General features: G+C 39.3%; 7 protein-coding genes and 1 pseudogene. 3 read left to right on the plus strand and 5 right to left on the minus strand.

The window, feature by feature from the left end; genetic code table 11:
* The first annotated feature begins 472 nt into the window (after positions 1-472).
* The 3 genes from AFK68_RS42980 (at position 473) to AFK68_RS31685 (ending at position 10,754) form a co-directional block, all read left to right on the plus strand.
* A complete protein-coding gene (locus AFK68_RS42980; protein ID WP_094678099.1) occupies positions 473-6,460 on the plus strand; it encodes a phytase in 5,988 nt (1,995 codons plus the stop codon).
* Positions 6,461-6,487: 27 nt separating this feature from the next.
* Entirely contained in the window at positions 6,488-6,619 is a 132-nt protein-coding gene (locus tag AFK68_RS43735; protein ID WP_256386695.1) for a hypothetical protein, read from the plus strand.
* A gap of 187 nt (positions 6,620-6,806) precedes the next feature.
* The gene (locus AFK68_RS31685) at positions 6,807-10,754 is read left to right on the plus strand and encodes a S8 family serine peptidase (protein ID WP_094678101.1); all 3,948 of its coding nucleotides are present in this window, start codon (positions 6,807-6,809) and stop codon (positions 10,752-10,754) included.
* A 257-nt stretch (positions 10,755-11,011) separates the two neighbouring features.
* Here the strand turns inward: AFK68_RS31685 and AFK68_RS31690 are convergent, their stop codons facing one another.
* From AFK68_RS31690 to ffh, 5 genes and pseudogenes are all read right to left on the minus strand, one after another.
* Positions 11,012-11,425: a ChuX/HutX family heme-like substrate-binding protein gene (locus tag AFK68_RS31690; RefSeq protein ID WP_094678103.1), complete on the minus strand. Its 414-nt coding sequence runs from the start codon at positions 11,423-11,425 to the stop codon at positions 11,012-11,014.
* A gap of 131 nt (positions 11,426-11,556) precedes the next feature.
* Complete coding sequence (locus AFK68_RS31695; RefSeq protein WP_094678105.1) at positions 11,557-12,510, minus strand: PhoH family protein; 954 nt, start codon at positions 12,508-12,510, stop codon at positions 11,557-11,559.
* A 331-nt stretch (positions 12,511-12,841) separates the two neighbouring features.
* A complete protein-coding gene (locus AFK68_RS31700) occupies positions 12,842-13,324 on the minus strand; it encodes a KH domain-containing protein (protein WP_168186737.1) in 483 nt (160 codons plus the stop codon).
* A 91-nt stretch (positions 13,325-13,415) separates the two neighbouring features.
* Positions 13,416-13,685 (minus strand): annotated as a pseudogene (gene rpsP / locus AFK68_RS42985) (30S ribosomal protein S16); the annotation flags it as partial.
* Positions 13,686-13,813: 128 nt separating this feature from the next.
* Positions 13,814-15,283 (minus strand): signal recognition particle protein, encoded by a 1,470-nt coding sequence (gene ffh, locus AFK68_RS31710; protein ID WP_094678109.1) that lies wholly within the window; start codon positions 15,281-15,283, stop codon positions 13,814-13,816.
* Positions 15,284-15,670: the final 387 nt, after the last annotated feature.

The raw sequence follows: 15,670 nt of genomic DNA on the forward strand, positions 1-15,670 counted from the left end.
TGAAACACCATTTTTAATTAACCAGATATTATCATAATGGTGCGTTAGGACGGATTTTAAATACCTTTGGCAGCGAGTAATTAATGCCGTCTAACGCACCCTACATAAGAATTAATTCACACAACTAATAATTCTCTATTCTATTCTATTTAATGTTTACCGAATTATTAATTATTAATAATTAAATAATTCTGGTTTAAAGCCTCCCCTTTTAAAGGGAAAAAAAGTGCTAGGATATTTCCTGATATTCAATTCCGTAACGGTTTTAACCAGAGGTAATTATCAATTATCCATTATCAATTATCAATTAATGAACTCTCCCCTACTCAAGAAAGGATAGCAAACATTTATCAAATTAGTATTACATTGTACCAATAAACAAAAATTAACATAAACATAAGCATAACTTAACCCAAAACCTATATAATCCGATTACGATTATGACTGTAAGTAATTTAAGGTTTCTAAATTTATGTCAAATCAAGTCCGCTTTGCCACCTTCAACGCATCCCTCAACCGCAACGAATCAGGTCAATTAATCCAAGACCTTTCAACACCACAAAACGAACAAGCACAAACAATAGCAGAAATTATTCAAAGAGTCAACCCTGATGTTTTATTAGTTAATGAATTTGACTTTGATGCAGAAGGAATAGCTGCCGATCTATTCCGAGATAACTATTTAGAAATAAGTCAAAATGGAGTAGATCCTGTAGAATATCCCTTCGTATATCTTGCCCCTTCAAATACAGGTATTGCTTCTGGTTTTGACCTAGATAATAATGGGGAAATAGTTACAACTCCAGGTGCAAATGGTTATGGAAATGATGCCCTTGGTTTTGGCAATTTTCCCGGTCAATTTGCAATGGTTTTATATTCAAAATATCCCATTGTGGAAGAGGAAGTAAGAACTTTCCAAAACTTTCTTTGGCAAGATATGCCAGGTGCATTATTACCAGATAATCTCGAAACACCCCAACCTAATGATTGGTATTCAGCAGAAGAATTAGAAGTATTTCCTCTTTCTTCTAAAAGTCATTGGGATGTGCCGATAGAAGTTAATGGAGAAATAATTCATGTTTTAGCTAGTCATCCTACACCTCCAGTTTTTGATGGAGAGGAAGATAGAAATGGTAGAAGAAATCACGATGAAATTCGGTTTTGGGCAGATTATATTACTCCTGGAGAAGGAGATTATATTTATGATGATGAAGGCAATTTTGGAGGCTTAAATCCTGGTAATTATTTTGTGATTATGGGAGACAAAAATGCCGACCCATTTGATGGTGATAGTTTCAACAATGCCATTGATCAACTATTAGAAAATCCCCTAGTGAATACTTCAGTAATTCCTGATAGTGTAGGGGGAGTTGCTGCTACAAACCGTCAAGGTGGAGAAAGTGCAAATCACTTAGGCGACCCTGCTTTTGATACAGCAGATTTTAATGATGCAACTGGTACTTCTGGCAATTTACGAGTTGATTATGTTTTGCCTTCAGAAAATCAAGAAATAGTTGATGCTGCTGTTTTTTGGCCGACTGAAAATGACACTCTATTTCCATTAGTAGGAGACTTTCCTTTTCCTAGTTCAGACCATCGTTTAGTTTGGGCAGATGTTACTGGTGAAAATCGTAAAACTGTAACTAATATTGAATTTATTGGTGATGTAGAATTTGAGAGTGGATTTGATTTTGCAGGTACAGAAGTAGGCGGTATTTCTGGCATTACTTACGACAAAGTAGAAGGAAGTTATTATGCTATTTCTGATGACCGAAGTGAAAGAAATAATGCCCGCTTTTATACTGTTGATATTGATTTAAGTGATGGTACTCTTGATGATGGAGATGTAGAATTTACAGATTTTACTACTCTGTTAAATGAGGATAGAGTACCATTCCCAGAAAATGGAATTGACCCAGAAGCAATTGCTTTTGATGGTGAGAATTTATTCATATCTTCAGAAGCAATTACTTTTAACGATATCGACCCATTTATTAATCTATTTTCTCTAACAGGGGAACAATTAAATGAGTTAACAATTCCAGATAAATTTTTGGCGAATGAAGATGGTACTCAAGGCATCAGAGATAACCTTGGTTTAGAAAGTTTAACAATTACTCCTAATCAACGTTTTCTGTACACAGCAACCGAAAATACTTTACTGCAAGATGGTTCAACTTCTACCCTAGAAAATGAGGGTACTTCTAGGATTATTAAATACGATTTAGAAACCGGAGAAGTTGTCAAAGAATTTCTCTATTTTGTTGACCCTATTATTGATGCTCCAGTACCAGCAGATGATTTTGCTGTTAATGGTTTAGTTGAATTACTCGCCCTAGATAATACTGACACTTTACTAGCTTTAGAAAGGTCTTTTTCTTCAGGAGTTGGTAATAATATTCGTCTCTATGAAGTTCAGTTACAAAACACAACAAATATCCAAGATTTTGACGGTTTAATTAATCCAAATGACCCCGATGGAGAATTATTTGATGTTGATGCAGTAGCAGAAAAACGACTATTACTAGATTTTGCAGACTTAGGCATTACTTTAGATAATGATGAGGGTATGACATTCGGACCTGTTTTGCCAGATGGGTCTCAATCTTTAGTGGTAGTTAATGATAATAACTTCGGTGCAGATCAAGTTACTCAATTCTTAGGTTTCTCCCTAGATATTGATACTATTCCTGCTGTTCACCCTACAGATGAAACCCCAAATTTAATCAGAACTGCAACTGGTGCTGATGCAGACGACCCAGCAATTTATGTACATCCTAATAACCCCAACCAAAGTTTAGTTATTAGCACATTAAAAGATGCTGGTTTAGCAGTTTATGGTTTAAACGGTCAACTTTTACAAGAAATTTCTCCTGAAACTCCTGGGGATATTCGCTACAACAATGTCGATATTGTTTATGACTTCCAAATACGAGATGAAACAGTTGATTTAGCAGTAGCAACTGACCGCGAAAATGATACTTTAGCAATTTGGAGTATTGACCCTCAAACTCGTCAACTTACTAATATTACTGCTGCCAATCTTAGCAACCCCCCAGCTTCAATTTTTGGTATAGATGATGGGGAAAAAACTGCTTATGGATTAGCAACTTATACTAATCCAAATACTGGGGAAACTTACGCTTATGTTAGTCAGCGAGATGGTAATCAAATTGCTCAATTAGAGTTAACAACTAACCAAAATGGAACAGTCAGTGCCTCAGAAGTTCGTCGTCTAACTGTACCTATTCCAGATGGTGGAGAATTGGATGACGCTCAAGTAGAAGGAATGGTTGTAGACCGAGAATTAGGAATTCTTTATGCTGGTCAAGAAAACTTCGGAATATGGAAATTTGATGCAGAAGCTAATGCTAGTACGGAAAGAACTTTAGTTGATGAAGTTGGTGAAAATATTCAAGCAGATGTAGAAGGTTTAACTATTTATTATGCTGATAATGGTAATGGTTATTTATTAGCTTCTAGTCAGGGAGATAATACTTTTGCTGTCTACGATCGCCAAGGTGATAATGAATTTATTGGTAACTTCTTTATAGGAGATTTTGCCAATATTGATGGAGCAGAAGAATCTGATGGTGCTGATGTAATTAATGTGCCTTTAGGTAACAATTATCCCAACGGTTTATTGGTAGTTCAAGACGGTGCAAATGAACCAGAAGTAGTATTGCAAGATCCAGAAGATGGAGAAATTCAAAACTTCAATACTAACTTTAAATTTATCCCTTGGGAAAATGTTGCTAATGCCTTTGAAGAACCTCTAAAAATTGACCGTTTTAGTTTTAATCCTAGGGAAATATCAGACAGTCTAATTAATGGTATTGCTAGTGGAGATACTACTCAAACTTCAACAGTGTTATGGGCAAATAGTAACACCCCTGGAGAAATAACATTTGAAGTTGCTACAAATTCTGACTTTACTAACATTATTCAAATAGTTAATAGCAACCTGACAGATGCTCCAGCAAAAGTCAATATCGAAGAATTAAACCCCGACACTGAATATTATTATCGAGTCACCGATGCCGCAGGTTCCATAGAAATAGGAGAATTTGAAACTGCTGCCGAATTAGGAAGTATAAACGGTTTAAAATTTGGAGTCGCCGGAGACTGGCGTGGCGAACTTGCTCCCTATCCTGCCATTGCCAATGCTGATGAAGCAGACTTAGACTTCTTCGTTTTACATGGCGACACAATTTTTGCTGATGGTGCTTCGCCAGCAGTACCAAAACCACAAGCAGAAACTATAGAAGAATTTCGGGCAAAACATGAAGAAGTATATAGCGATCGCTTCGGCGAAAATGCCTGGGCAGACCTCCGTGCTACCACATCAATTTTTGCTACGATAGACGACAGTGAAGTTACTGACGAATTCTCCGGTGGTGCCCCTGCAAATACTGACCCCCGCTTCCCAGAAACAACAGGGTTAATTAACGATACTCAACTCTATGAAAATGGTTTACAGGCATTCCAAGAATTTAATCCTTTGCGAGATGAATTTTATGGAGACACAGGAGAAAACCGCACCGCAGGAGAACGACAATTATATCGTTTCAATACTCATGGCAATGATGCCGCCACCTTTGTTTTAGATACTCGTTCCTTCCGCGACCAAGCATTACCAGCAGTTGGTGAAGTAACAGAAGAAGCATTTATAGAAGCTTCCTTTGACTCCAACCGCACAATTTTAGGAGAGGTTCAACTAGAAGACCTGAAAAACGACTTACTCCAGGCAGAAAATGACGGCATTACCTGGAAATTTGTCATGGTGCCGGAACCAATTCAAAATTTAGGAACTGCTGCTGCATCCGACCGTTTTGAAGGTTATGCTGCCGAACGGACAGAAATTCTCAAATTTATCGATGATAATAATATTGATAACGTGGTATTCGTGGCAGCAGACCTTCACGGTACTGTTGTTAACAACATAACTTATCAAGAAGAATTTGGCGGGGAACAAATTCCACTGAATGCTTTTGAAATTACCACTGGTCCAGTTTCCTTTGACCCTCCATTCGGTCCGAGTTTGATTGAAACTGCTGCTGCATTAGACGCCTTGAGTCCTGAACAATTAGCTTTCTATGATAACTTACCAGTTAGAAGCGATCGTGACAGTCAGCTTAATGACAAAGATGATTTTATCAAACAACTCATCAATGATGCCATCTCTCCTCTTGGTTACGATCCCATTGGTCTAAACAATAATTTAGAAATTGCCGAGGGTGCAATTGATGCTACCCTTATTCAGGGTGACTACATTTCCACTCACACTTATGGTTGGACGGAATTTGAAATTGATGCCGAGACTCAACAGTTGCGAGTGGTTACTTATGGTATCGAACCCTATACAGAGGATGAATTATTAGAGAACCCACAAGCAATAATTAACAGTCAGTTAGAGGTAGTGAGTGAATTTGTAGTTAACCCTATTTTGCCAACAGTAGGTATTAACCTGGAACCAGAAATTGTTACTGAAAATGAAGAAGAATACACTCTCACTTTCAATTTAAGTAAACCAGCTCCAACAGGAGGTCTACGGGTAGTTTGGTCAGAGACAGATACTGATAATGCCTTCGGTGATATAGAACTTCCTGAGTTAGAAAATGCTTCTAACCTAGAAGAATTAGATCCCGTTGGCGATGAACTCCCACGCTCCGCAATTACTATTGATGCAGGAGCAACTACCGCGACTGTTACTTGGACAACTATTCCCGATGATGAAGTCGAGGATGATGAAACCACAACTATTGAATTGATAGCAGAAAAAGGTTATGTTGTTGACGAAGAAAATCAAGTTGCTGAGGTTACTATTGTTGATACAACTCCTCAAGAAATTATTGGTACTCCTAACGATGACCGTCTGAGAGGGAACTTCGGAAATGATAGGATCGTAGCTCTAGCTGGAGATGATACTCTCAATGGTCGGGATGGCAATGATGTCATTATTGGTAGTCGTGGTAATGACTCTCTCTATGGGAAAAATGGCGATGATACCTTAGAAGGTCGCCAAGGTTTCGACCATCTATTCGGTGGAGAAGGCAACGATGAAATGAATGGTGGTCAAGGTCGCGATCGCCTTAATGGTGGTCTGGGAGATGACACCCTATCTGGTGGAGCGAGTATTGATCGTTTCATCTTTGCTACAAATGAGGAATTTGATTCTAACGATCTTGGCATTGATGAAATTACTGATTTTGTTGTCGAGCAAGATAAAATTCTCTTGGATCGAACTACATTTACAGCTATAAACGATATAGAGGTAGATTTTGCTACTGTTACAGGTGCTGCTGCAACTTCTGATGCTGTAATTGTTTACAACACAAGTAACGGTCAGTTATTCTACAACCCCAATGGTAGTGCTGATGGTTTTGGTGATGGCGGTCAGTTTGCAACTTTGAGCAATCAAGCATTGCTTGAAGTTGATGACTTTATTATCAGAGGGTAATTGGAATTCAGAATTTAGTAGGGGCGAATGACCATTCGCCCCTACAATATGACCATTCGCCCCTACAATATGACCATTCGCCCCTACAATATGACCATTCGCCCCTACAATATAGCCATTCGCCCCTACAATGAGGAATTTCCTAACCTTAATGCGTAGTGCTATCATGTTCGGTTGAATAGTTATAATTAAAGCTCGTAGTATTGCTCTAGCCCGCCAGATAGATATTTAATGGGCTAGAGCACTACTACAAACAAAAACTTTTTTTGTTTGAGCTATTGACAAATAAAAAAAAATGATATGATTTAACGTTATTCTTTTTTTATCTTTGAAAACTAACTAAATAATGAGTCAAACTGTAGATAAAATTTCAGGGCAAAAATCTACTGATACTCCCATATCCGAGAAAGTATCGGAGGATGTGATAGGAGGGTTTGCCAATGGGAAATCCCAAGAACTTCTTGTTTCATTTGATAGTGCTGAAATAGATGCACTCGTAGAAACCTTAATACAACAGGGGGAATTTGAGGCAGGTAGCGATGTATATCTGGACTACAAATCTGAATTGCTGACAGAATTAAAAACAGAGGTACTCTCTAGTTTACAAGCAGGGTTTGAAGTCATAGAAGATTATTCACACCTACCAACTTCTTTCATTCGATTTGATTCGGAAGTACCTTTGACGGAACTGTTAGAAAATCCTGATGTTTTACAAGCATCAGTTCCCCAAACATTTCAACCATTGCTACAACAAAGTCTACCCTTAATCAATCAACCGCAAGCAGTAGCAAACGGATTTACTGGAGAAGGTACAGCTGTTGCTGTTTTGGATACAGGGGCAATAACAAATGCTCCAGGATTGGAGGGACGAGTAGTATTTGCCCAAGACTTTGGCCCTGATGATGGTTTTGAAGATGATGACGGTCATGGAACCAATGTTAGTGCTATTGTTGCCGGAGTTGCACCAGGTGCTGATATTTTGGCATTGGATGTTTTTAGAAATCAAAATACTTTTCAAGATAATGATGTTTTTGCGGCAATTGATTGGGTAATTGAGAACAAAGATGAGTACAATATTAAGGCCATGAACCTGAGTCTTGGTCCAGACAATACCAAGATAAAAAATCCAATTCCTGCGAATGATAATGATCCTTGGGCTCAAGCAATTACTAGTGCAAGATTGGCAGGAATTCTTCCTATTTTGGCTTCTGGGAATGACTACTTTACAGATGGACTGGGATTCCCTGCAGGTATCGAAAGTGGAGTATCTGTTGGTGCAGTGTATGACTTCACAGGTACCCTTGAGTTTGTCGATGGCACAATTGAGAACGCAATTATAGATCGAGTAACACCTTTTTCCAACAGTGCCCAATTTCTAGACATATTAGCACCAGGGGACTATATTACTGCTGGAGGTATATCACAAGGTGGCACTTCTCAGGCAGCACCTCATGTTGCAGGTGCAGTTGCTGTCTTGAGTGAAGCCTTCCCAGATGAAACTCCCGACCAAATTCTGCAACGATTGCTCGATAGTGGCACACCAGTTGAAGACCACCGGAATGGAATTACTAAACCCAGACTTGACTTAGCTGCGGCATTAGAACTGGAACCAGATCGAGTCGAAAATGATAACTTCCAAAATAGCAACCCTATTTCCGGTATATCAAGCACCGTCAATGGTACAAACAACAATGCAACTTCTGAGCAAGGAGAACCAGCTAGCGTTTCTGAGGAAGGAGAGAATAATTCTGTATGGTGGAGTTGGACTGCTCCTACTTCTGGGCAAGCAACTGTAGATACTTTCGGCAGTAACTTTGATACTGTATTAGCTGCATATACAGGTGATTCTGTCTCAAACCTGACTGAAATTGCTAGCAACGACGACAGCGCCTCAAACTTCCTCCAAAGTGAAATTGTTTTTGATGCAGCAGAAGGAACCACATACCATTTTGTAGTGGATGGATTTTCTGACGAGACAGGGAATATTGTCCTCAACCTTTTACAAACAACAACAGAGGTAGGAAACGATAACTTCTCAAACAGTTCTCCATTGATTGGTTCTTCTGCTAACGTTGAAGCCTTCAACTTTGATGCTACCACTGAAGATGGAGAACCTCTTCATGCGGAAAATGAGCTTGAAGAAAATGGAGGCAGCTCCGTTTGGTGGAATTGGACAGCACCCACATCTGGTCTAGTCACTATAACAACTAACGGTAGTGATTTCGACACTGTATTAGGAATTTATACAGGTGATTCTGTCTCAGACCTAACTGAAGTTGCCAGTAACGATGATGCTGGTGAGGGATTACAAAGTCTGGTAACTTTTGAAGCTTTTGAGGGCACAAACTATAAAATTGCCGTAGATGGATATTTGGGCGAACAGGGCAATATTGTTCTAGATTTACTCCAGCAAACAACACCCATATCCAACGATAATTTTGCTGACAGTGCTACTCTGACTGGTATTGCTGATACTGCAACTGCGAGTAACGTCAACGCCTCCAAAGAAGCAGGTGAACCTAACCATGCAGAAAACGATGGTGGCAGTTCCATCTGGTGGAATTGGACAGCGCCCGAATCAGGATTAGTGAATATCAATACCTTTAATAGCAATTTTGATACACTTTTGGCAGCTTACACAGGTCCTTCTCTCCAGGAGTTAACCGAAGTTGCCAGCAATGACGACGGTGGATTTGGAACGCAAAGTGAAATCCTGTTTGCAGTAGAAGCTGGAACTAACTATAAAATTGCAGTGGATGGGTTCGATGGTGAAGCAGGAGATGTTGAGTTAGCTTTGTCGTTACAGACGGATCTTCTTGCCAACGATAACTTTGCCAACAGAATTTCTTTAAATGATACTGATATTTTTACAGGCAGGAACGAGGGTGCTACTAGCGAACCAGGAGAACCAGCTCATGCTGGAAACGATGGTGGTGCATCTCTGTGGTGGACTTATACTGCCCCCGACTCTGGTATTGTAACCATTAACACTGATGGTAGCGACTTTGACACCATACTAGCAGCTTACACTGGTTCTACCCTTGCTGAATTAACTGAAGTAGCTAGCAGTGATGATAGTGTAGATTTTGGTCTCCAAAGTGAGATTATCTTTGATGTAGTCGCAGGCGAAACTTACAACATAGCAGTAGATGGGTTTGATGGTGAAGTTGGTAATATTAACCTGGAAGTGTTTCTCTCCACCTTTGCGAATGATATCGACCTATCTAGTCAATTACTGGAAATTACTTCACCAGAAGTTCGCCCTGGTGAGTTGATTGATGTTGACTTTTCTGTAGACAACAATGGTAGTGATGATGCTACTGGATTTGATGTAGACTTTTTCTTATCCGATGCTAATCTTGACCCAGATACTGCTGCAGAGGTTTTGCTAGACTTCTACTTATCTGAGGATGATAATATTGACCTACCCGAAAACTTCCTGCCACTTGATTTTACCTTCATAGAAGATTTGCCTGGGAACAGTAGTACCGACGAGTTTACCCAAACTATTTTGCTGCCTACTTTAGATGAGTTTGATTGGGATGAGGACACAGATTATCAGATTGGTATGGTCATTGACATCTTTGATGGTACCATTGAAACTGACGAATCAAACAATACGATCGCCACAACCATAGAAGAAGTTACTTTCCCACCTCCTGACCCAGACCAGTCTATTCCAGGTACTCCCCAAGCAGATAGGCTCAATGGTGGTACTGGTAACGATACTATTACTGGATTTGCTGGCAATGATACCCTGGTAGGTAATGATGGCAACGACTCAATTATTGGCGGTCGCGGGAATGACTCCCTGTATGGTCAAGATGGTGATGATACTTTAGCAGGTCGTCTTGGTATTGACCGTCTCTTTGGTGGAGATGGCGACGACGAGATGAATGGTGGTCAAGGTCGCGATCGCCTCAATGGTGGTCCCGGAGATGATATCTTAACTGGTGGAGCGAGTATTGACCGTTTCATCTTTGCTACAAATCAGGAATTTGATTCTGATGATATTGGTGTGGATGAAATTACTGATTTTGTTGTCGATCAAGATAAAATTCTCTTGGATCGAACTACATTTACAGCTATTAATGATATAGAGGTAGATTTTGCCACTGTTACTGATAATAATGCTGCTGCAACTTCTGATGCTGTAATTGTCTACAACAGAACTAATGGTGGGTTATTCTACAACCCCAATGGTAGTGCTAATGGTTTTGGTGATGGTGGTCAGTTTGCAACTTTGAGTAATCAAGCATTACTTGAAGTTGATGACTTTATTATCAGAGGGTAATCAGAAGTCATAAGTTAGAAGTTAGAAGTTAAATTCTTACTGTGACTCAACTTGAGAGGCGTGATAATTTCCTAACAGTAATAACGACTGCTATTATATATATCTTGATAAATAAAAAAAGCATGGTTTCCAGGAAATCATGCTTTTTTTCTATAATTTGAGGTCATTAATCTGACAAGCGCTGTATTAGACAAATTCAGGATGTGCTGAAAGGCCAGCAAAAAAATTATATTCTATGCAAAGCCAAAAAAATTAACTCAATTTTCCAAACTTTCTACTGGTGCAGGTTCCCAAACCTCACCATATTTTTCCTTCAACTCTTGCCAAGCTTCCACCTGTCCAGGTTCATACTCTCCTGGTTTTCCCCATTGCAAAAATGCACTCAAAGTCACTTCACTTTCACTATCTAAAAAACGAATTGCGTAAGTAGTAAAATTTCCCCGTTTTGCTTCCCCAGTTTCAAACTTTACCTGTTTAATCAGATCCATATTCAAATGAAACTCAAAAATATCGGTGTGCATATTAGCATATTTACCTTTGGGAAGTTCAGCATAAAATAACTTTTGAATTTTTCCCCTAACTTCCAATACTGCAGCACTACTTGTCACAATTAAACGTAAAGTTCCAAGTTGTTCACAAGCTTCTAAAAAATCTTTCAGGTTAGTAGTCATAATTATAGATAGATATTTATTGTGATTATTTCAGGAATTATTAACCCAAATAAGAAACCGGGTTTATTACTTTCTATTTTTCACTCTCACAAAATTTACTGGATCAACCCGGTTTCTGCCTAACTCCTAATTTATTTTTCATAATCTTCATAAGCAGCAACTATTCTCTGTACTAAAGGATGTCGTACCACATCCGCTTGAGATAGTTCACAAATAGCAATACCTTCAACATTCCGTAGAATCTTCATAGCAACAGATAATCCCGATCTTTGACTCAGAGGTAAATCTGTTTGAGTAATATCTCCTGTCACTACCATTTTTGAACGGAAACCTAAGCGAGTTAATACCATTTTCATCTGAGCAGGAGTAGTATTTTGAGCTTCATCAAGAATCACAAAAGAGTTATTCAGAGTCCGACCTCTCATATAAGCTAAAGGTGCAACTTCAATAACTCCCTTTTCCATCAAAGTATTCACTTTTTCTGGTTCAATTAATTCATAAAGAGCATCATATAAAGGTCGCAAATAGGGATTGATTTTTTGTTGCAAATCTCCTGGTAAAAACCCTAATTTTTCTCCTGCTTCAACAGCAGGTCTAGTTAAAATTAGGCGTTCATATTCGTTGTCTAAAAGCGCTTTTACTGCTAAAATAGCTGCCAAAAACGTTTTACCAGTTCCCGCAGGGCCTACACAAAAAGTCATATCCTTAGTACGAATGGCCTGCACATATTTTCTTTGGCGAAAAGTTTTAGCCCGAATTTCTAGTCCACGGCGGGTTTTGGCCAGAACATCTTGCTGAAGTTGTTCCAGGTCATCTTGACGGTTTGTCTCAATTGCATGGCGAGCAGTAAGAATTTCTACCCCAGTGATAGTTTTGCCATGCTTCCAGAGGCTTTCTAGAGAATATACAATTTTCTGGCATCGCTCAATTTGAGTTGCAGTGCCAGTTATGAATAATTCTTGTCCCCGTAGTACAATATTTGCCCCTGTGTGTTTTGCCAGTAGTTTGATATTTTCTTCCTGATAGCCAGAAAGAGCGATCGCGCTATCTATACTAGGCAATTCTATTTGTAGTGCCTCTGTCATTTCAGTTATCAGTTATCAGTTATCAGTTATCAGTACCTAGCAACTTTTGCCAGAGGCTTGAAATACTGAATTGAAACTTTTTCATTCCCTTGTATAGCGACAGCTCGTGGTGCAGCCAAGGGGAGGCTTGAGACCTGATTTTTTGGTCATGCTAACATATCTGTCTATCTAATCCTCATTCTAGAATTTTTGGCATTAGCTATTCATGGATAATTGATAATTGATCTTTAATCCCCAGAGGTTTCTTAAAAATAGATAATGGATAATTAATATATTGATAATTACAGATAGTTTTCATTATCCATTATCCATTATCCATTATCCATTATTCTTATGTCATTCCATGTCCATTTCTTTTATATCTAATTGGACTTGGAGTTGTACCACGATGACGAGATAGTCTGTGTCTATTTTCAGGGACGCGACTACTTGGTATCGTCCTTCTATTGTATATTCCCTCTTCTCTATTACTTGGATAGTCAGAATGATAAGAGCGTTGTATATCTGGCTGGTCTTCGTATATTTCCAAATGTACAGATTGACCTGCTGTTTGAGCTAATGCTGCTAACACAGTACGAACTGCTTGGATATTACGTCCTCCACGACCATAGACTCGCCCTTTTTCCGGTTCATCAAAAGCTAGACGAATCCAAGCTTTTGCTTGCCGAGGGTTAACTTCACAGTCCACTCGTAAAGACTGTGGTGACTCTAGAAATGGCTCAATTAAAGACCTAACTATTTCAGCATAATCAGGATTCGCTGACTGGCGGTTGTTCCTCAGACTCGCTAATTGTTGCTGTTGCAGTTGACTCACTGTCACTGGTTTCGTTGGTTTCGGTATTGGCAGTTGCTTGGCTCGGTTCAGTATTGGTAATGGCTTCGGTCGGTTCTGCATGGGAAACTGATACGTTTGCTTGGGTGTTAACTCCGATTCTGGATGATTCAAGGACATTGGCTTTTCTCAATATGTCACGCACTGTATCTGTTGGTTGAGCACCTTGTTCAAGGCGTCTTGTAATTGCTGGTACATCTAATCTTGTTTCATCTGTTCTGGGATTATAAAAGCCGAGTTCTTCTAATGGACGGCCATCACGACGGGAGTCACTATTCATTGCTACTATCCGGTAGCTAGTCTCCCGTTTTTTTCCATATCGCTTTAATCGCAGTTTGATCATTTCGAGTGATTATACTCCTGTTTGGAATTATAAGCTATTGTTTCATCGTAACCTAGGCAGCATTTCGATATTTTTTGTCAAATCTACAGTTTTTTACTAGGTATTTTTGACTCTTGCAGTCGGTTCTTTTAAAGCTGCCCAAAGCCCTTTTTCTTTTTCTGCTTCTTTTTCTTCTTACCACTACCCATAATACCTTGCTGGTTACGCCAACCAGGAGGTGTTTTACCTCCTGGCATACCAGGCATTCCCATACCAGGCATTCCCATACCAGGCATTCCAGGCATCCCCATCCCTGGCATTCCGCCTTGGCCCATTTGTTGCATTAGCGATCGCATTCTTTGGAAGTCACTTACCAGTTTACTAACATCTTTTTCAGCATAACCTGAACCACCTGCAATACGTCGTCGTCGGGAAGGAGATTTGGCTAAAAGTTCTGGGTTTTGGCGCTCTTGGCGTGTCATTGAATTAATCATAGACTCACAACGCTTAAGCTGAGTTTCTCCCTGCTGCAACTGATCGTCACTGATTTTATTCATTCCTGGAATTAATTTCATAATTCCTCCCAGGGAACCCATATTCTTCATCAGTCGCGTTTGCTTCAGGAAGTCAGTAAAGTCAAACTTAGCTGAGAGGATTTTCTCTTGCATTTTTTCTGCATCAGCTATGTCAAACTCTTCCTGAGCTTTTTCTACCAGGGTAAGTACATCTCCCATCCCCAAAATCCGAGAAGCCATTCTTTCTGGATAGAAAGGTTGCAGAGCTTCTACTTTTTCTCCGACCCCTACAAATTTTATCGGTTGACCGGAAATTCGACGGACTGATAAAGCTGCCCCACCTCTTGTATCCCCATCCATTTTTGTTAGGATAGCCCCTGTTATCCCAATTTGATCGTTGAAGGTACGGGTCAATGTTGCAGCCTCTTGACCTGTCATTGCGTCTACTACTAGCAAGGTTTCCTGGGGCTTAACTGCTGCTTTAATTCTCGCAAGTTCGGCCATCATATCTTGATCTATCTGTAGCCGACCTGCTGTATCTATAATTACTGTATCTATACCATCTGCTTTGGCCTGCTCTACTCCTTTTTGAGCAATTTCTACAGGGTCTATATCTGTACCTAATTCAAATACTGATATATCTATCTGTTTACCTAGGGTAACTAACTGGTCAATAGCAGCCGGTCTATATATATCAGTAGCTACTAGCAAAGCACTCCGGTTCTGCTTCCTTAAATGTAGGGCCAACTTAGCTGAGGCTGTGGTTTTCCCTGTTCCCTGTAAACCTGCCATCAGGACAATAGTTGGCGGTTGGTCAGCTTTTGCTAAGGGAGCGTTGGTTTCTCCCATTACCTGTGCTAGTTCATCATGGACTATTTTGATGAACTGTTGGTCTGGTCTTACTCCTGTTAATACATTGGCTCCTTTGGCCTTGGTGCTGACCTCGGCTATAAAGTCTTTCACAACTTGTAAGTTTACATCTGCCTCTAGTAGGGCACGACGTACTTCTCGCAGGGCGTCTTGGATATTGGAGTCTGTAATTTTGTCTTGACCCCTTAGTTTTTTCCAGGTTACTTCTAAGCGGTCAGCAAGGGCTTCAAACATAAAGCAATTTCAGCTAGCTAGTAGTAGTTCTTTATTATATATCATTTGACAACTTTTTCTATTTTTTTCCTAATTTTTTTAGTGTTTATCTTTCATTTAACAATTCCCAGCTTTATTGTCTTAGTTAACTGCTTTTTATCTTTAATATCAAAACTTTAATAGTATCTGCTTTGATTCAGACTTTCTCTGGTTTCCACAGGGTTAATATCTATCTATAACCTATTTTACGATCGAATACTTGCACAATTTATCTTTTAGGGTTTTGGCTGCCAATCAGATTTTTTCTACATCTTATATAATTAAGTATTTGAGGAATTTTTCTGCTCCTTTTAGCCTTAAGTTGACAATTCATTTTTTTTTCTCAAAAGACTCTAGGTGAAGCAATAT

Source organism: Hydrocoleum sp. CS-953, assembly GCF_002260545.1.
In the GTDB taxonomy this organism is placed as follows: domain Bacteria; phylum Cyanobacteriota; class Cyanobacteriia; order Cyanobacteriales; family Microcoleaceae; genus Trichodesmium.